Source organism: Rathayibacter sp. VKM Ac-2928 (assembly GCF_022815545.1).
Classification (GTDB): domain Bacteria; phylum Actinomycetota; class Actinomycetes; order Actinomycetales; family Microbacteriaceae; genus Rathayibacter; species Rathayibacter festucae.
Genome location: NZ_JALGRU010000005.1, coordinates 1 through 17,795 on the forward strand (window position 1 = coordinate 1; position 17,795 = coordinate 17,795).

The window sequence follows — 17,795 nt, forward strand, 5'->3', positions numbered from 1 at the left end:
TGAGTTCTCAAGAATCGGACACGTCCCGCCTCCACACCTGAAGAGGTGCTTCACAACGGAAGTGATCGAAGATGTTGTACCGAGAGCCGGCCTGATTCAGGCGGGCCGTTCGATTTGTTCGTGTCGCCGAGACCGGGTAGACTTATCAGAACCGAAGTCCCGATCGCCTCCGTGGCAACTCGACTAACTTAGCACATCCGCAGGCCGTGTCAAGTCGGCGTCTTCGTGATGATCAGCGTCGGATCCGGAGATCGTCTCGCCGTCATCGTGCGCAGCCGAGGCCGTGCACCGAAGCCGAGGACCTGGGTCCCGCGGAGGCTTTGCATCTTACGCTCGCGATCCGCCGCCATCAAGAGACGAATCTCTAAGAGGCTTGAGAGCGAGGGGATGGTCATCGCTTGAGGGGGGTCGGCGGGTCACGATGCTCTGCATCCGACTCTCGCTGTCCGCTCCTTTGGGCTGACGAGGAGTTACATTACGTCGAGGTTTCGCGGCCCTGCAAATCGCTCGTCGCCCGGGCGTGTCGCGATCCGGGCTCCTCTCGGGGCGAACCGCGTCCGCGTCAGGAGACGAAGGCGCCGGCGAAGCTCTTCTTGCCGCGGCGCAGCACCGCGATTCCGTCGATCAGCGGGAGGTCGCCGAGCACGGCGGCGTCGTCCGACACCGCGCTGTTGTTCACCGAGAGCCCGCCCTGGCCGATCGCCCGGCGGGCCTCGCCGAGGCTCGCGACGAGCCCGGCGTCCACGAACGCCTGCACCACCGGAGTCGCCGCGGTCGCCTCGACCGTCGTCACCGCCTGCAGCGCTCCCCGCAGGATCCCGGGGTCGATGCCCTCCAGCGACCCGCGACCGAAGAGCGCCGAGGAGGCCGCGATCACCGAGGCCGTCACCGCCTCCCCGTGCACGAGGACGGTGACCTCGCTCGCGAGCGCGCGCTGCGCCTCGCGCTTGAACGGTGCTTCCACACTCGCCTGCTCGAGCCGCTCGATCTCCGTGCGCGGCAGGAAGGTGAAGGTCTTCAGCCGGGCCGCCACATCGCGGTCGTCGGTGTTGAGCCAGAACTGGTAGAACGCGTACGGGCTGGTGAGCGACGGGTCGAGCCAGACGGCGTTGCCCTCGCTCTTGCCGAACTTCGTCCCGTCGGAGTTCATCACCAGCGGCGTCCCGATGGCGTGCACCGAGACCCCCTCCGTCCGGTGGATCAGATCGGTCCCGCTGGTGAGGTTGCCCCACTGGTCGCTGCCACCCGTCTGCAGGATGCAGCCGTACTGGCGGTAGAGCTCGAGGTAGTCCAGCCCCTGCAGGATCTGGTAGCTGAACTCGGTGTAGCTGATCCCCGCGTCGGAGTTCAGGCGGGCACTGACCGCGTCCTTCTTGAGCATCGTGCCCACCCGGAAGTGCTTGCCGATCTCCCGGAGGAAGTCGATCGCCGACAGCGGCGCCGTCCAGTCCAGATTGTTCACCAGCCGCAGCGGGTTCTCCCCCTCGGTCGAGAGGAACCGCGACACCTGCGCCTGCAGGCGGGACACCCACTCGACCACCGTCTCGCGGGAGTTGAGCGTCCGCTCCGCCGTCGGCCGCGGGTCGCCGATCAGCCCGGTCGATCCGCCGACGAGACCGAGGGGCCGGTGCCCGGCGAGCTGGAGCCGGCGGAGCACGATCAGCTGGACCAGGTTGCCCAGGTGCAGGCTCGGCGCGGTCGGGTCGAAGCCGCAGTAGTAGGTGATCGGGTCCCCGGCGAGGAGCTCGCGCAGCGCTGCCGCGTCGGTCGACACGTGGATCGCGCCACGCCAGACGAGCTCGTCCCAGACGTTCTCGAACGAGGGATCGAGCGACGGCATGGTCGCGGATCCGCGGGAGTCCTGATCGGTCACCCGTCCAGGGTAGCGCGAGGCCGGCGGCTCGCCCGGCGCGCGATCAAGTCCAAGAGCTTGATCTCACGGCATCAAGCCCTGATACTTGATCGAGGAGGTCATCGTGTTCGTCATCACTGCCGATCAGCGCGACAGTCGTCACGACGACGACCGGGTCGAGCAGGCGATCGCCGCTCTGCTCGAATCGGAGGAGTCGTCCTTCGTGCTCCCTCCCGAGCGCACCGCGGGCGACGAGTTCCAGTTCGTGCTCGACCGCGCCGAGGCCGTCGTGTCCGTGGTCCTCGCGCTCCACCGCTCCGGGCACTGGAGCATCGGCCTCGGCATCGGCGCGATCGAGCGGCCGCTGCCCCGGACCACCCGCGCCGCCCGCGGAGCGGCGTACTTCGCGGCGCGGCGCGCGGTCGAGGCGGCGAAGGGACGGGCGACCCGCTTCTCGCTCGACCCCGATGCCTCCGGCTCCGATCCGTCCGGCCACGGCTCCCCCGACGACGCCTTCCCCTCGGTCGGCGACGCCCAGGCGCTGTTCGATCCGCTGCTCCACCTCCGGGACTCGCGGACCCCGGCCGGCTGGGAGATCGTCGACCTCCTGGACGCGGGGCTCTCGCAGAAGGAGGCGGCCGAGCGTCTCGCCGTCTCCCCCCAGGCGGTCAGCCTCCGGGTGCGGACCGCGAGCGCGCGCGCCGACGGACCGGCACGGGACGCCCTCGCCCGGCTGCTGACGGTGGTCGACCGTACGCTCGACCCCGACGCGGCGGCGACCGCCGACCCGTCGGCGCACGGCTCCACGGAGACCAGCGACCCTTCCGCTTCTGCTTCCGCTTCCGAGAGGACACCCCGATGACGGCACTCCGCACCGCACTGCCCGAGACCTTCGCCGTCGCCGCGCAGTCCGCCTCCTGGACCGGCGTGCTCCTGGTGCTCCTCGCCGGAGTCGCGGGCGCCGTCCTCGCGGCGCGCCTGCGCCGCCCCTCGCTCGGCTGGATCAGCATCGGCGCCGCGGCCGCCGCCTTCCTGCTGACCGGCGTGGCCGGCGCCTCCGCTCCCCCGGCGCTCGCTCTCGCCGTCGTGGTGCTCGCCTTCGCACTCGCGGTCCTCGGCGGCGGGCCGGTGGTCCTGCTCACCCTCGATCTCGCGACCACCGACTCCCGCAGCGGCGCACACGGCGGCATCATGATCGCCGCCGCTCAGCGTCCCGGGACCCCCGGGGTCGCTCCGTCCGCGATCGGCCAGCCGATCGAGGTGCTGCGCGGCGGCACCACCATCGGCGTGCTCGAGCGGATCGCCACCGCGGGCGCCCTGCTCAGCGGTCTGCCGGAGGGCGTCGCCGTGATCGTCGCCGTCAAGGGCGTCGGCCGCTTCAGTGAGCTGGCGTCCCCGGAGGCACGCGAGCGCTTCATCATCGGCACGCTCGCCAGCCTCGCCTGGTCCGCGGCGCTCGGGATCCTCGCGCGGCTCTACCTGGCGGGCTGACCGCCGCCCGTCTCCGGGCGACGACGCGCCACCGCGCGCCGGTACGGCGAGACGGTCGGGTCGCCGGCGATGAGGAACCGCCAGGGGAAGGCGGCGTCGCCGCCCTCGCCGGAGACCCCGGTCCGGGCGGACGACTCGATCGGCACCGGCGACTCGCGCGGCAGCAGCTCGAAGGAGAGAGCCATCGGATCGCCCGACTCCGCGAGGGTCACCCCCAGCGCCTTGGCGAGCCGCGCCGGACCGCGGGCGAGGTCCCTCGGGCGGACCGGTCCGCGTCGGAGCAGGGCCAGCTCCTCCCCCGCCACGATCTCGCCCGCGCGGAGCAGCACCGCGGAGGCTGTGCCCGCCGGGGAGCAGACCAGGTTGACGCAGGTGTGCATGCCGTAGGTGAAGTACGCGTAGACCGTCCCCGGCTCCCCGAACATCGGGGCGTTCCGCGGCGACCGGCGCCGGTGCGCGTGCGAACCCGGGTCCTCGCCGAGTCCGAGGTAGGCCTCGACCTCGGTCAGCCGGACGCCGACGACGCCCTCGCCGGTGCGGTGCAGCAGCACCGCTCCGAGCAGATCGGGAGCGACCTCGAGGGCCGAGCGCGACAGGTCGAGCGGCTCCGGCATCCCTAGAAGAAGCTCTGGCCCGAGACCACGGTGACGATGATCACCGCGATGATCACGACGCCCGCGACGACGACCAGGGTCCGCTGCTGCCACGGCGGCAGCGGCGGACGGCCGTCGTCGCCGGGCGGGCCCTGGAGCGTCACGACGCGTCCCCGCGGAGGGCGGACCGGACGACGCGCACGCGCTCGGTCAGCTGCGCGAGCTGCTCCGCCACCCGGTCGGGTGCGGTGCCGCCGACCCCGTCGCGGCTGGCGACCGAGCCCTCGATGCTGAGCACCGAGCGGACGTCGGGCGTCAGCAGCGGCGACACCGAGCGCAGCGCCTCGTCGTCGAGGTCCTCGAGACCGAGGCCCCGGGTCTCGGCGAGCTTGACCAGCTCTCCGGTGATCTCGTGCGCGTCGCGGAACGGCACGTGCTTCTTGACCAGCCATTCCGCGACGTCGGTCGCGAGCGAGAAGCCCTGCGGGGCGAGCTCGGCCATCCGCTCGGTGTGGAAGGTCAGCGTCGCGATCATCCCGCTGAAGGCGGGGAGGAGCACCTCGAGCGTGGTCACCGAGTCGAAGACCGGCTCCTTGTCCTCCTGCAGGTCGCGGTTGTATGCGAGCGGGAGCGCCTTCAGCGTCGCGAGCAGGCCGGTCAGGTTGCCGAGCAGCCGACCCGCCTTGCCGCGCGCGAGCTCGGCGATGTCGGGGTTCTTCTTCTGCGGCATGATCGACGACCCGGTCGAGTAGCCGTCGTCGAGGGTGACGAAGGCGAACTCGCGCGTGTTCCAGAGGATGATCTCCTCCGCGATCCGCGAGACGTCGATGCCGATCATCGCGCTGACGAAGGCGAACTCGGCGACGAGATCGCGGCTCGCGGTGCCGTCGATCGAGTTGGGCACGCTCGCGGCGAAGCCGAGCTCGCGGGCGACCGCCTCGGCGTCGAGCCCGAGGGTCGAGCCGGCGAGGGCACCGGAGCCGTACGGCGACACGTCGGCGCGGACCGCCCAGTCGCGCAGCCGCTCGAGGTCGCGCAGCAGCGCCCAGGCGTGCGCGAGGAGGTGGTGCGCGAGCAGCACCGGCTGCGCGTGCTGCAGATGCGTGCGGCCGGGCATGATCGCCGCCGGGTGGGCGGAGGCCTGGGCGGCGATCGCGTCGATCAGCTGCACCACCAGCTCGGCGATGACGGCGGCGTGGTCGCGGAGGTACATCCGCACGAAGGTCGCGATCTGGTCGTTGCGCGAGCGCCCGGCGCGCAGCTTGCCGCCGAGCTCCGGGCCCGCCTCGAGCATCAGGCCGCGCTCGAGTGCGCCGTGCACGTCCTCGTCGGCGTCGTCCGCGGTGAAGCGGCCCTCGACCACCGCCGAGCGCAGGCGCTCGAGCGCGTCGAGCATCCCGGTCAGCTCGGCGTCGTCGAGGTAGCCGGCGGTCGCGAGGGCCCGGGCGTGCGCGCGGGAGCCGGCGATGTCGTACTCGGCGAGCTGCCAGTCGAAGTGCGTCGACTTCGAGAGCGCGGCCAGCTCCGGCGACGGGCCGCCGGCGAACCGGCCTCCCCAGAGCGCGCCGGCCTCGCCCGCGCGGGCGGAGGGTCGTTCCGTCATGGTTCTCCTCGGGGTCGGCTGTCGAGTCTACTGAGCGGCGTCGGGCGTGCCGGCGCGCTCGAGGAGCCAGACCAGCAGGGCCTTCTGGGCGTGCAGGCGGTTCTCCGCCTCGTCCCAGATCACGCTCTGCGGGCCGTCGATCACGTCGGCGGTCACCTCGTAGCCGCGGTCGGCCGGGAGGCAGTGCAGGAAGAGCGCGTCGGACGCGGCGGCCGCCATCGTGTCCGAGTCGACGCGGTAGTCGCGGAAGGTGGCGACCCGCGCGGCCTTCTCCTCCTCCTTGCCCATCGACACCCAGGTGTCGGTGATCACGATGTCCGAGCCGGCGGCGCCCGCGGCCGGGTCGGTCGTGGTGGTGGCCGAGCCGCCGGTGGTGGCGGCGATGCGCTGGGCGTCCGCGAGCACGGCCGGAGCGGGAGCGTAGTCCGCGGGCGAGACGATCCGGACGTGCATCCCCGCCGTCGCGCCGGCCAGCAGGTAGGAGTGCGCCATGTTGCTCGCGCCGTCGCCGAAGAAGGTCAGCGTGAGGCCGGCGAGGCGGCCGCGGTGCTCGCGGATCGTCAGCAGGTCGGCGAGCAGCTGGCACGGGTGGAACTCGTCCGAGAGCGCGTTGACGACGGGGACGCGGGTGCCCGCCGCCATCTCCTCCAGCCCGGACTGCGCGTAGGTGCGCCAGACGATGGCCGCGACCTGGCGCTCGAGCACGCGCGCGGTGTCGGAGGCGGTCTCCTTGCCGCCGAGCTGGCTGCTCGCCGTCGAGATGATCAGCGGGCTGCCGCCGAGATCGGCGATGCCGACGGCGAAGGACACCCGGGTGCGGGTGGAGGACTTGTCGAAGATGACCGCGACGGTCTGCGGGCCGGCGAGCGGCGTCCGCGAGAAGCGGTCGCGCTTGAGCTCCAGGGCGAGATCGAGGATCTCGGCCTGCTCGGCGGGGGTGATGTCGTCGTCGCGGAGGAAGTGGCGGGTCACGGCTGCGGTTCGCTTTCGATCGGGGAAGGAGGTCGGGTCGTTCAGGCGTCGAGCGCCCGCACCGCGCGGCCGAAGCGGGCGACGAACTCGTCGACGTCGGCGGCGGTGATGATGAGCGGCGGAGCGATCCGGATGCTGGACTCGTTCGGCGCGTTGACGATCAGTCCCTCCGCCATCGCGGCGGCGGCGAGCCGGGAGGCGACGGGCTCGCTGAGCGCGATGCCGAGCAGGAGACCGGCGCCACGCACGCCGGCGATCAGCGGTGAGCCGAGGCCGAGCACACCCGCGGTCAGCTGCGCCCCGCGCTCCCGGGCGTTCCGGAGCAGGTCGGCGCGCTCGATCTCGCCGATCACCGCACCGGCGACCGCGGTCGCGAGCGGGTTGCCGCCGAAGGTGCTGCCGTGGTGGCCCTTCTGCAGCAGCTCGGAGGCCGCGCCGAAGGTGACCAGGGCTCCGACGGGGAAGCCGCCGCCGAGTCCCTTGGCGAGGGTGATCGCGTCGGGGAGGATGCCGGCCCGCTGGTAGGCGAACCAGCTGCCGGTGCGGCCGATGCCGGTCTGGATCTCGTCGACGATCAGCAGGGCGCCCCGCTCCCGGGTCAGCTCCCGCGCCCGCTCGAGGAAGCCGTCCGGCAGCGGGATCACGCCCGCCTCACCCTGGATCGGCTCGACGATCAGCGCGGCGACCGACTCGTCGATCGCGGCCTCGAGCGCCTCGAGCGTCGCCTCGATGTGCTCGACTCCACCGGGCATCGGCTCGAACGGCGCGCGCATCGCGGCCTTGCCGGTCATCGCGAGGGCGCCCATCGTGCGACCGTGGAAGGCGTTCTGCAGCGCCAGGATCCGGTGCCGACCACCGGCCGCGTGCAGGCGCGCGAGCTTGAAGGCCGCCTCGTTCGCCTCGGTGCCGGAGTTCGCGAAGTAGACGCGGCCCGCCTCGCCCGCGCCGGTCAGCTCGCGGAGCTTCTCGGCCAGCCGGATCTGCGGGGCGGTGGCGAAGTAGTTGGAGACGTGCGCGAGAGCGCCGGCCTGGCGGCTCACGGCCTCGACGAAGACCGGGTGCGCGTGGCCGAGCGAGTTCACCGCGATCCCGCCGAGGAAGTCGAGGTACTCGCGGCCGTCGACGTCCCAGACCCGGCAGCCCTCGCCGCGCTCGAGGACGGCGAGCGGAGCGGCGAAGGTCTGCATCATCGCGGCGGCGTAGCGGCCGCGGGCCTCCGCGGTGCGGGCGGAGACGGGTGCGGGATCGGAGGCGGGGACCTCGGGCGCGGGGACGCCGGGAGCGGTATCGGTGGACATGTCGAGCCTTTCGAGCAGAAGCGGTCCGGCCGGGAGGGCCGTCGGTGCGCGCACCCCGTCGGGGCGGCGCTCGGAGCCGGGGCCGCTGGTGGTCAGCGGCCCGACGTTCGCTCCCGGTCGCGGGGGTCGGCCGAGGCGACGACCTCGGTGCCGACGCCCTCGGAGGTGAAGACCTCGAGCAGCATCGAGTGCGGGACGCGGCCGTCGATGATCGCGGCCTTCGGCACGCCGCCGCGGACCGCGTCGAGGCAGGCCGTCATCTTGGGGATCATCCCCGACTCGAGCGACGGCAGCAGCGCCGCGAGCTCGTCGGACGCGATGTGCGAGACGAGCGAGTCGCGGTCGGGCCAGTCGGCGTAGAGACCGGGGACGTCGGTGAGGATCACGAGCTTCTCCGCGCCGACGGCGACGGCGAGCGCGGCCGCGGCGGCGTCGGCGTTGACGTTGAGCGACTGCGTCGGGTCGTCGGAGTCGGGCGCGATCGAGGAGACGACCGGGATGCGGCCGGCGTCGAGCTGGGCGAGGACGGCCGCGGGGTCCACGGAGATCACGTCGCCGACCAGGCCGAGGTCGTGCTCGACCCCGTCCAGGACCACGCCGCGCCGGCGGCCGACGAAGAGGCCGGCGTCCTCGCCGGAGATGCCGGCGGCCAGCGGCCCGTACTCGTTGATGCGCCGGACGATGTCGCGGCTAATGCTGCCGGTGAGCACCATCCGCACGACGTCCATCGCCTCGGGGCTGGTCACCCGGTAGCCGCCGCGGAACTCGCTGGCGATTCCGAGCCGGTCGAGCATCGCGGAGATCTGCGGACCGCCGCCGTGCACGACGACGGGGCGGATGCCCGCGTAGTGCAGGTAGACGATGTCCTGCGCGAAGGCGCGCTGGAGCTCCTCCGACACCATGGCGTTGCCGCCGAACTTGATCACCATCGTCCTGCCGTGGAACCGCTGCAGCCAGGGCAGCGACTCGATCAGGGTGCCGGCCTTGACGGCCACGGCATCGCGCAGCGCGAGCGTCTCGGCGTCGGTGGGGTCCCCGGTGCTCACCGGGTTCTCGGAGTCCCTCGGATTCTCGTCGGCCATCAGCTGGAGTACGCCGAGTTCTCGTGGACGTAGTCGTGGGTGAGGTCGTTGGTCCAGATCGTCGCCGTGGCGTCGCCGGCGTGCAGATCGATGTCGACCGAGACCTTGCGCGGGGCGAGGTCGACCAGGTCGCGGCTCGCGTCGGGCTCGCCGGCCCGGCAGACCTGCACGCCGTTCATCGCCACGTCGATGCCGTAGGGGTCGAACTGCGCATCGGTGGTGCCGACCGCGGCCAGCACCCGGCCCCAGTTGGGGTCGTTGCCGAAGATCGCGGCCTTGAAGAGGTTGCTCCGCGAGACCGCGCGGGCGACGACGACGGCCTCGTCCTCGGTCGCGGCGTTCAGCACCCGGATCGCGACGTCGTGCGCGGCGCCCTCGGCATCGGCCTGGAGCTGGAGGGTGAGATCGCGGCAGACGTCGGTGAGCGCGGCGGTGAAGTCGGCCGCCTCGGGGCGCACCCCGCTCGCGCCGCTCGCCAGCAGCGCCACGGTGTCATTGGTCGACATGCAGCCGTCCGAGTCGAGGCGGTCGAAGGTGACCCGGGTCGCCGCCCGCAGCGCGGTGTCGAGCTCGGAGGAGTCGAGGACCGCGTCGGTGGTGATCACGACGAGCATCGTCGCCAGCCCGGGAGCGAGCATCCCCGCGCCCTTGGCCATGCCGCCGACGGTCCAGCCCTGCTCGGAGCGGACGGTCGCCTGCTTGGGCACGGTGTCGGTCGTCATGATCGCGCGGGCCGCGTCCTCGCCCGCCTCCGGACCGGTCGCGCCCGGAAGAGCCGCCGACGCCTCGGTCACCCCGGCCGTCAGCTTGCCGAGGTCGAGCTGATCGCCGATGAGACCGGTGGAGCAGACGAGCACATCGCCGGCCGAGACGCCCAGGCTCCCGCCGACGGCCTCGGCCGTCGCGTGGGTGACCTGGAAGCCCTCGGCGCCGGTGTAGCAGTTGGCGCCGCCGGAGTTGAGGACGATCGCCGAGACGACGCCGTCGCGCATGACCTGCTCGCTCCAGAGCACCGGGTTCGCCTTGCAGCGATTGCTGGTGAAGACCGTCGCGGCGTTCTGCAGCGGGCCGAGGTTGTGCACGAGGGCGAGGTCGCGGGCGCCGGTCGACTTGAGACCGGCGACGACGCCGGCCGCGGCGAATCCTGCTGCGGCGGTGATGCTCACGGCGCGACTCCGTTCGTGCTCAGGCCGAGGGTCTCCGGGAGACCGAGGGCGATGTTGGTCGACTGGATCGCGGCGCCGGCGGTGCCCTTGACCAGGTTGTCGAGCGCGGTGACCACCACGACGCGGCGCGCGCGCTCGTCCACGGCGACCCCGATCAGCGCCGTGTTCGCGCCGACGGTGTCGGCCGTGCGCGGGAACGTCCCCTCCGGCAGCAGCTGGACGAAGGGCTCGTCGGTGTAGGCCGACTCCCACGCGGCGCGCACGTTCTGCGCGGACACGCTCGGCGCGAGCCGAGCGGTCGAGGTCGCGAGGATGCCCCGCGACATCGGCACCAGGATCGGGGTGAACGAGATCGAGACGGGACCGGCACCGGCGAGCGCGAGGTTCTGCCGGATCTCCGGGTTGTGGCGGTGCCCGCCGCCGATGCCGTAGGCGTGCGCCGAGCCGAGCAGCTCGCTCGCGAGCAGATCGGTCCGCAGGCTCTTGCCCGCCCCGGACGGGCCGACGGCGAGGACCGAGACCAGGTCGGCGGCCTCGATCACGCCGGCGTGCAGCCCCGGCGCGAGGCCGAGAGTGATCGCGGTGACGTTGCAGCCGGGCACCGCGATGCGGCGGACGCCCGCGAGCACGTCGCGCTGCCTGCCGGTGCCGGGCAGCATCAGCTCGGGCAGCCCGTAGGGCCAGGCGCCGGCGAACTCGCCCCCGTAGTAGTCGGCCCAGTCCTGCTCGTCGGTCAGCCGATGGTCGGCGCCGCAGTCGACGACGAGCACGTCGTCGGGGAGCGTCGCCGTGATCTCGCCGGACTTGCCGTGCGGCAGGGCGAGGAAGACGACGTCGTGGCCCGCCAGGTTCTCGGTCGTCGTGTCGACGAGCTCGAGGTGGCGCAGCGAGCGCAGGTGCGGCTGCACCGCGGCGAGGGGCTGGCCGGCGTTCGAGTGCGCCGTGACCGTGCGCACCTCGAACTCGGGGTGATCGGCGAGCAGGCGGAGCAGCTCGCCGCCCGCGTACCCGCTCGCTCCGGCCACCGCCACGGAAAAAGTCATGCCCGAGAGCCTAGTCGCTGGCGGGACCCGCCCTGGCCCGGTCGCCGCGGGCGGCCGCCGACCGGAGCCGGCGGCCGTCCGCTCACTCGCGCGGGCTCGCGCCGAAGCGCTCGGCGGCGAGCGCGGTGCCGCTCTCCTTCGCCGCGCTGGCCTCGGCGGCGGTGAGCGTCCGGTCGGCGGCACGGAAGCGCAGCGCGAAGGTCAGCGACTTCGAGCCCTCGGGGACGCCCGCACCGCGGTAGTCGTCGACCAGGCGGATCGCCTCGAGCAGCTCGCCGGCGCCCTCGGCGACGGCGGCCTGCAGGTCGGCCGCCGGCACGGCCACGGGCACGACCAGCGAGAGGTCCTGCGTCGCGGCGGGCAGCGCCCCGACCGGGCGCGCCACCACGAGGCGGCCGGCGCGGGCGATCAGCGGATCGAGGTCGAGCTCGACCACCGCCACGCGGTGCGGCAGGTCGAGGTCGTCGGCGAGCGACGGGAGCAGCTCGCCGGCGTGGCCGACCACGGCGCCGTCCAGCAGCACCTCGGCCGTGCGGCCCGGGTGCAGGGCGGCGTGCGAGCCCTGCCGGATCTCCAGCTGCACGCCCGAGGCGGCCGCGACGTCGCGGACGACGTCGAGCGCGTCGCGCCAGTCGAAGTCGCGCGCGGCCACTCCGGGCTGACGCTCGAGCGCCGAACCCGTCAGCAGCGCGGCCACGTGCAGCGGCTGCCGCGGGATCCCCGCGTTCAGGGCCGCCTCGATCTCCGCGGACGGACGCGCGCCGGCGAGGGGCAGCCCCTCGGAGCCGAACGGAGCGCCGCTCTGCGGCAGGAAGACCGAGCCCATCTCGTAGACGGCCAGGTCGACGAGACCGCGCGAGCGGTTGCGGGCCGCGACCTGCACGAGTCCGGGGAGGAGGGAGAGCCGCAGCTGTCCCGCGGTCGCGTCCAGCGGGTTCGCCAGCGAGACCTGCTGCACCGGCTCGCCGTCGACGGAGCCGAAGCGGTCGTTCATCGAGCGGGAGAGGAACGGGTAGGACAGCACCTCGGTGAGCCCGGCGGCCGCCAGCGACTGCGCGACCGTCCGGCGCAGGCGCTGACCGGGCGTGAGGCCGCGACCGGGAGGCGCGACGGGGAGGATCGACGGGATGCGGTCGTACCCGGTGATCCGGGCGACCTCCTCCGCGAGGGTCGAGCGGTCGGTCAGATCGGGCCGCCAGCTCGGCGGGGTGACGAGCAGGCCCCCTCCCCCGGCCTCGACGCTCGCGCCGATCTCGACCAGGGCGCCGCGGATCTCCTCGGGCGTGTACTCGAGGCCGATCAGGCCGGAGATGTAGCCGTCGGGGAGCTCGATCGCCGACGCCATCCCGGAATCGGCGAGCACCGAGCCGAGCTCGTCGGCGGTGCCGCCCGCGAGCTCGACCAGCAGCTGCACCGCGCGCGCGGCGGCGACCGGCGCGACCAGCGGGTCCACGCCGCGCTCGAAGCGGCGCGAGGCCTCGCTCGGCAGCTTGTGGCGGCGGGCCGTCCGCGCGATCGAGACCGGGTCGAAGTTCGCGGCCTCGATCAGGACGTCGACGGTCGTGTCCGTGATCTCGGTGCGGGCGCCGCCCATCACGCCGGCGAGCCCGATCGGCCCGCCGTCGTCGGTGATCAGGAGGTCCTCGTGGTGCAGGCGGCGGGTCTGGCCGTCGAGCGTCTCGAGCGTCTCGCCCGAGCGCGCGCGGCGGACGACGATGCCGCCCTCCAGGCGCTCGAGGTCGTAGCCGTGCAGCGGCTGGCCGAGCTCGAACATGACGTAGTTGGTGATGTCGACGACCAGCGAGATCGAGCGCACACCGGCCAGGCGCAGCCGCGCGATCATCCACGGCGGGGTCGGCAGCGACGGGTCGATGCCGCGCACCACGCGGGTGACGAAGACGGACGAGCCGACGCGACCGCGGATCGGCGCCTCGTCCTCGACCGTGACAGGGAAGACGGGAGCCGACTCGAGCCGCTCGGGCGCGCTGATCGCCAGCGCGGGATCGCGGAAGGCGGCGCCGGTCGCGTGGGCGTACTCGCGGGCGATACCGCGGATGGAGAAGGCGTAGCCGCGGTCCGGGGTCACGTTGACCTCGACCGCGGCGTCGTCCAGCCCGAGCAGCGCGATCGCGTCGGTGCCGACCTCGGGGTCGATGCCGAGGCTCGCCAGCCGGAGGATGCCCTCGTGGTCGTCGCCGAGGCCGAGCTCGCGGGTGGACGCGATCATCCCGTCGGACACGTGCCCGTAGGTCTTCCGCGCCGAGATCGGGAACGGCCCGGGCAGCACGGCGCCGGGCAGCGAGACCACGACCTTGTCGCCGGCCGCGAAGTTGTGCGCGCCGCAGACGATGCCGCGGACGTCGTCGCCGCCGTCGGCCGCGCGCTCACCCTCGGGCGCGACGCGGACGGTGCACCAGTTGATGGTCTTGCCGTTCTTCTGCGGCTCGGGCACGAGGTCGAGGACCTCGCCCACCACGACGGGGCCGGAGACCTCGAAGCGGTGGACGTCCTCCTCCTCCAGGCCGACCGACACGAGCGCCGCGTGCACGGCCTCGGTCGTGACGCCCTGCTCGAGGTCGACGTACTCGCCCAGCCAGCTCAGCGGGATGCGCATCAGATCACCATCCCGTACTGCTTGCTGAAGCGGACGTCGCCCTCGACCATGTCGCGCATGTCCTTCACGTCGTTGCGGAACATCAGGGTCCGCTCGATCCCCATCCCGAAGGCGAAGCCGGAGTACTCGTCCGGGTCGATGCCGACCGAGCGCAGGACGTTCGGGTTCACCATCCCGCAGCCGCCCCACTCGATCCAGCGGGCACCGCCGACGAAGGTCGGGTGCCAGATGTCGAGCTCGGCGCTCGGCTCGGTGAAGGGGAAGTAGTTGGGGCGCAGGCGGATCTTCGCCTCGTCGCCGAACAGGAGGCGGGCGACGTGCTCGAGGGTGCCGCGCAGGTGCGCCATCGTCAGGCCGCGGTCGACGGCGAGGCCCTCGAACTGCGTGAAGACAGGGGTGTGGGTGGCGTCGAGCTCGTCGGTGCGGTAGACGCGGCCGGGCGCGATCACGTAGATCGGCGGGGTGCGCTCGAGCATCGAGCGGATCTGCACCGGCGAGGTGTGGGTGCGCAGCACGAGGTGCGACTCGACCGGGTCGACGAAGAAGGTGTCCTGCATCGCGCGGGCCGGGTGGTCCTCGTCGAAGTTCAGCGCGTCGAAGTTGAACCACTCGTTCTCGAGCTCCGGCCCCTCCGCGATCTCCCAGCCCATGCCGACGAAGACGTCGGCGATCGACTCCTGGAGGAGCGAGAGCGGGTGGCGGGCGCCCTGGCGCACGAAGCTCGCGCCGGCGGTGACGTCGACGCGCTCGGCGTCGAGCGCCGCGGCCTGCTCTGCCTCGACCAGCTCCGCCTCGCGCTCGGCGTACACGTCGCCGACCTGCTTGCGGGCGCCGCCCACGAGCTTGCCGGACGCCGCCTTGAACTCCGGGGGAACGGAGCGCATCAGCGCGTTCAGTCGGGCGAGGGCCGAGCCCTCGCCGAGGTGGGCGGTGCGAGCCGCCTTCAGGGCGGCGGAATCGGCGGCCGCGCGGATCGCGGTGAGCGCCTCCGCGGTCGCCGCCGAGACGGCCTCGTCGGTGATCGGGTTGCTGTCAGACACGATCCCCCAGTGTAGGGATGCCTCGCGCGGCCCGCTCGCTGCGCCGGGCGTACGCGCTTGCCCGCCGGCGCGGCTGATCGCGGACCCGGCCGGCCCCATGCTGATCGAGCGGCCCGCGGAGCAGGCGTATCGAGATCCACCAGCGCCGGAACCGACGCCCGCCAGTCCTCCTCGCGGAGCGGTGGGTCTCGATACGCCCCTCCGGCGCTACTCGACCAGCATGTGCACCGTTGCCGGACAGGAACCCTGCAGATCGGCGATCGCCCTCGAGGCGAACGTGTGAATCGCATACGAGCGATTCGCGCTAGCCGGACGCAAGACGCTCTTCCCAATGCGACCGCCTCGGTGGCCGACCGCGGTGGGGGTCGCCGCAGGCGATCCCCACCATCGGATTCAGTCCTGCGCGGCGATCAGTGCCGTGTCAGTGGTCGCGCGAGCCGCCGGGTGGCCGGTGCCCTTGCGGCCGCCGGTCTTGGTGCGGATCTCGACCCACTTGGCGATGCCGGAGAGGATCAGGCAGATGCCGATGTAGATGGCGCCGACCACGATGGCGGCGGGGATGATCGGGCTGTCCAGGCTCGGCTGGTTGCCGAGGTAGCGGGCGTAGTAGAGCAGCTCGTTGTAGGTGATGATCGAGCCGAGCGCCGTGTCCTTGAGGGCGACGACGAGCTGGGCGATGATCACGGGCAGCATCGACCGGATCGCCTGCGGGAAGAGGATGAGGCGCATGACGCCCGCCTTGCGCAGGCCGATCGCGTAGCCCGCCTCCTTCTGGCCGCGCGGGAGCGCCTCGATGCCGGCGCGGAAGATCTCGGAGAAGACGGAGCCGTTGTACAGCGTGAGCGCGATGACCACGGCGAGGTACGGCGTGAGCTTGAGCCCGACGAACGGGAGCCCGTAGTACATCAGCATCATCAGGATGAGGACCGGGATCGCGCGGAACAGCTCGATGAAGAGCGTGACCGGGATGTTGATCCAGCGGCGGTCGGAGAGGCGGCCGATCGCCAGCAGCAGGCCGAGCACGATGCTCGCGACGCCGGCGGTGGCGAAGGCGGCGAGCGTCTGCCCGAGAGCGGCGCCGATGCTCTGCCAGACCAGCGGGTAGCCGAACGCCCGCCACTTGGCCGGCGAGAACTGGCCGGACTCGGCGAAGCGCCAGAGCACGAAGGCCAGCAGCGCCACGAGGACGAGGACGACGACGGCGCCGATGACGCGGTTGCGGGCGACCGCGCGGGGTCCGGGGTTGTCGAAGAGGACGGAGCTCATCGGGCGACCCTCCACTTCTTCTCGAGCTGACGTTGGAGGAGGGAGAGTGCGGTGACGAGGACCACGAAGACCAGGGCGACCCAGAGCACGACGATGAGGCTGTTCTCGCCGCGCTCGTTCAGCACGCGGACGATCGTCCCGGCCTCGGCGACCGAGAAGCCGGCGGCGACGGTGGTGTTCTTGAGGAGGGCGATCAGCACGCTCATCAGCGGCGGGATGACCGAGCGGAACGCCTGCGGCAGCACCACCTGGGTCATCGTGAGCCCGAAGTCGAGGCCGATCGCTCGAGCCGCCTCGGCCTGGCCGATCGGCACGGTGTTGATCCCGGAGCGGAGCACCTCGGCGACGTAGGTCGCGGTGTAGATGCTCAGGGCGGCGATCGCGAGGTTCGTGTACTCGACGTCCGGCAGGTCGAGCTTGGGGTAGCCGAAGGCGAAGAAGAACATCAGCAGCGTCAGCGGCGTGTTCCGGATGGTGTTGACGTAGACGGTGCCGACCGCTCGCGCGATCGGGACGGGCGAGACGCGCATCGCTCCGACCACGGTTCCGAGGAGGAGGGCGAAGACGAGCGACACGACGAACAGCAGCAGGGTGTTGCCGAACGCGGGGACGAACACGTCGAGGTTGTTCAGGAGAACATCCATGCTGCGTGCCCTTTCATCGGGGAGGTGGAAGCGGTCGCCGGTGCGGCGCGGGGCAGAGGAGGTCCCGGGGCGAGGCGCGACGCACCGCCCCGGGACTCCTCAGGGGTGTCGGCCTAGTACGCGTCGACCGCGGGCTGCTCGACCGTGGTGCCGGACTGGCCGAGGGTCTCGTCGTAGATCGCGCTCCAGGTGTCACCGCCGTCGGTCAGCATCTCGTTGATGAAGCCGCGCAGTGCGGTGTCGTCCTTCGCGAGGCCGATGCCGTAGAGCTCGGTGCTGAAGGGCTCGCCGACGACCTTCAGGTCGTCCGGGCGCTGGGCGGCGTAGCCGATCAGGATCGCGCCGTCGGTGGTGACCGCGTCGACCTGGCCGTCGGCCAGGGCGTCGACGCACTGCGAGTAGGTGTCGAACTCCTCGGTCGGGACCTCGGGGTAGTTGGTGCGGATGTTCTGGATCGGGGTGGAACCGGTCGCGGAGCACACGGTGGTGTCGGCCGAGAGGTCGTCCGGACCCGTGATGGTGTCGTTGTCCGCGGCGACCAGCAGCTGCTGCCCGGTCTCGAAGTACGGTCCGGCGAAGCCGACCTGCTCCTTGCGCTTGTCGGTGATCGAGTAGGTGCCGACGTAGTAGTCGATGTCGCCGTTCACGATCGACGCCTCGCGGTTCGCCGAGGGGATCGGCTGGTACTCGATCTTGTCCGCGGAGAAGCCGAGGGAGGCGGCGACCCACTTCGCGATCTCGATGTCGAAGCCGGAGCGCTCGCCGGTCGCGGCGTCGAGGTAGCCCAGACCGGGCTGGTCCTCCTTGACGCCGATGGTGACCGTGCCGTCCTCCGTCATGGCGTCGAAGGTGGGGCTGCCCTCGAGGGTGACGTCGGTGGCGACCTCGTAGGCCGCTCCGCTCCCCTCGGAGCCGGAGTCGGAGCCGGTGCCGGTCCCGGAGTCACCGGCGCAGCCGGCGAGGGTGAGGGCCGCTGCGGCGAGTCCCGCGGTCATGAACATGAGCTTGGTGCGCATGATCGTCCTTCCTGGGGTGTGGCCCGCTGGAGCGGGCGATGTCCGGTCGCTCCCGGGGGTTCGGGGGGCGACCTGTCGAACGGCGGCCGAGGCGGAGTCCGTCCGCGGCGCCGGA

The 17,795-nt window shown here is 72.3% G+C and carries 16 protein-coding genes; 2 read left to right on the forward strand and 14 right to left on the reverse strand.

The window, feature by feature from the left end:
• Positions 1 to 562: 562 nt before the first annotated feature.
• Positions 563 to 1,840: a tyrosine--tRNA ligase gene (gene tyrS / locus MT350_RS17215; protein ID WP_243598716.1), complete on the reverse strand. Its 1,278-nt coding sequence runs from the start codon at positions 1,838 to 1,840 to the stop codon at positions 563 to 565.
• Between the two features lie 136 nt (positions 1,841 to 1,976).
• Here tyrS and MT350_RS17220 point away from each other — a divergent pair, with 136 nt between their 5' ends.
• Both MT350_RS17220 and MT350_RS17225 read left to right on the forward strand, forming a co-directional pair.
• Entirely contained in the window at positions 1,977 to 2,714 is a 738-nt protein-coding gene (locus MT350_RS17220; protein ID WP_243598683.1) for a DNA-binding protein, read from the forward strand.
• Positions 2,711 to 3,343 (forward strand): hypothetical protein, encoded by a 633-nt coding sequence (locus MT350_RS17225; protein WP_243598682.1) that lies wholly within the window; start codon positions 2,711 to 2,713, stop codon positions 3,341 to 3,343. The genes MT350_RS17220 and MT350_RS17225 overlap by 4 nt, the downstream gene beginning before the upstream one ends.
• Here the strand turns inward: MT350_RS17225 and MT350_RS17230 are convergent.
• The 13 genes from MT350_RS17230 to MT350_RS17290 all read right to left on the reverse strand — a co-directional run bounded on the left by MT350_RS17230 (position 3,328) and on the right by MT350_RS17290 (position 17,680).
• The gene (locus MT350_RS17230) at positions 3,328 to 3,957 is read right to left on the reverse strand and encodes a DNA-3-methyladenine glycosylase (protein WP_243598681.1); all 630 of its coding nucleotides are present in this window, start codon (positions 3,955 to 3,957) and stop codon (positions 3,328 to 3,330) included. The genes MT350_RS17225 and MT350_RS17230 overlap by 16 nt on opposite strands.
• Positions 3,958 to 3,959: 2 nt before the next feature.
• On the reverse strand, positions 3,960 to 4,100 hold the full coding sequence (locus tag MT350_RS17235; protein WP_159422422.1) for a hypothetical protein: 141 nt from the start codon (positions 4,098 to 4,100) through the stop codon (positions 3,960 to 3,962).
• A complete protein-coding gene (gene argH / locus MT350_RS17240; RefSeq protein ID WP_243598680.1) occupies positions 4,097 to 5,539 on the reverse strand; it encodes an argininosuccinate lyase in 1,443 nt (480 codons plus the stop codon). The genes MT350_RS17235 and argH overlap by 4 nt, the downstream gene beginning before the upstream one ends.
• Positions 5,540 to 5,566: 27 nt before the next feature.
• Positions 5,567 to 6,511 (reverse strand): ornithine carbamoyltransferase, encoded by a 945-nt coding sequence (argF, locus tag MT350_RS17245; RefSeq protein ID WP_127887041.1) that lies wholly within the window; start codon positions 6,509 to 6,511, stop codon positions 5,567 to 5,569.
• 41 nt (positions 6,512 to 6,552) lie between these two features.
• The gene (locus tag MT350_RS17250; RefSeq protein WP_279392005.1) at positions 6,553 to 7,809 is read right to left on the reverse strand and encodes an acetylornithine transaminase; all 1,257 of its coding nucleotides are present in this window, start codon (positions 7,807 to 7,809) and stop codon (positions 6,553 to 6,555) included.
• A gap of 92 nt (positions 7,810 to 7,901) precedes the next feature.
• Complete coding sequence (argB, locus tag MT350_RS17255; protein WP_374206650.1) at positions 7,902 to 8,855, reverse strand: acetylglutamate kinase; 954 nt, start codon at positions 8,853 to 8,855, stop codon at positions 7,902 to 7,904.
• Positions 8,856 to 8,890: 35 nt separating this feature from the next.
• Positions 8,891 to 10,057 carry a bifunctional glutamate N-acetyltransferase/amino-acid acetyltransferase ArgJ gene (gene argJ, locus MT350_RS17260; protein WP_243598678.1) on the reverse strand — a complete coding sequence of 389 codons (1,167 nt, stop codon included), beginning with the start codon at positions 10,055 to 10,057 and terminating at the stop codon, positions 8,891 to 8,893.
• Entirely contained in the window at positions 10,054 to 11,100 is a 1,047-nt protein-coding gene (gene argC, locus MT350_RS17265) for an N-acetyl-gamma-glutamyl-phosphate reductase (RefSeq protein ID WP_243598677.1), read from the reverse strand. Before argC ends, argJ begins: the two co-directional genes overlap by 4 nt.
• Before the next feature lie 82 nt (positions 11,101 to 11,182).
• Entirely contained in the window at positions 11,183 to 13,714 is a 2,532-nt protein-coding gene (gene pheT, locus MT350_RS17270) for a phenylalanine--tRNA ligase subunit beta (protein WP_243598676.1), read from the reverse strand.
• Positions 13,714 to 14,754, reverse strand: coding sequence for a phenylalanine--tRNA ligase subunit alpha (pheS, locus tag MT350_RS17275; RefSeq protein WP_243598675.1), 1,041 nt, complete (start codon positions 14,752 to 14,754; stop codon positions 13,714 to 13,716). Before pheS ends, pheT begins: the two co-directional genes overlap by 1 nt.
• A 393-nt stretch (positions 14,755 to 15,147) precedes the next feature.
• Positions 15,148 to 16,020: an amino acid ABC transporter permease gene (locus tag MT350_RS17280; protein ID WP_132438236.1), complete on the reverse strand. Its 873-nt coding sequence runs from the start codon at positions 16,018 to 16,020 to the stop codon at positions 15,148 to 15,150.
• Positions 16,017 to 16,664: an amino acid ABC transporter permease gene (locus tag MT350_RS17285; protein WP_123444515.1), complete on the reverse strand. Its 648-nt coding sequence runs from the start codon at positions 16,662 to 16,664 to the stop codon at positions 16,017 to 16,019. The genes MT350_RS17280 and MT350_RS17285 overlap by 4 nt, the downstream gene beginning before the upstream one ends.
• A gap of 113 nt (positions 16,665 to 16,777) precedes the next feature.
• A complete protein-coding gene (locus tag MT350_RS17290; RefSeq protein WP_243598674.1) occupies positions 16,778 to 17,680 on the reverse strand; it encodes a glutamate ABC transporter substrate-binding protein in 903 nt (300 codons plus the stop codon).
• Between the last annotated feature and the right edge of the window lie 115 nt (positions 17,681 to 17,795).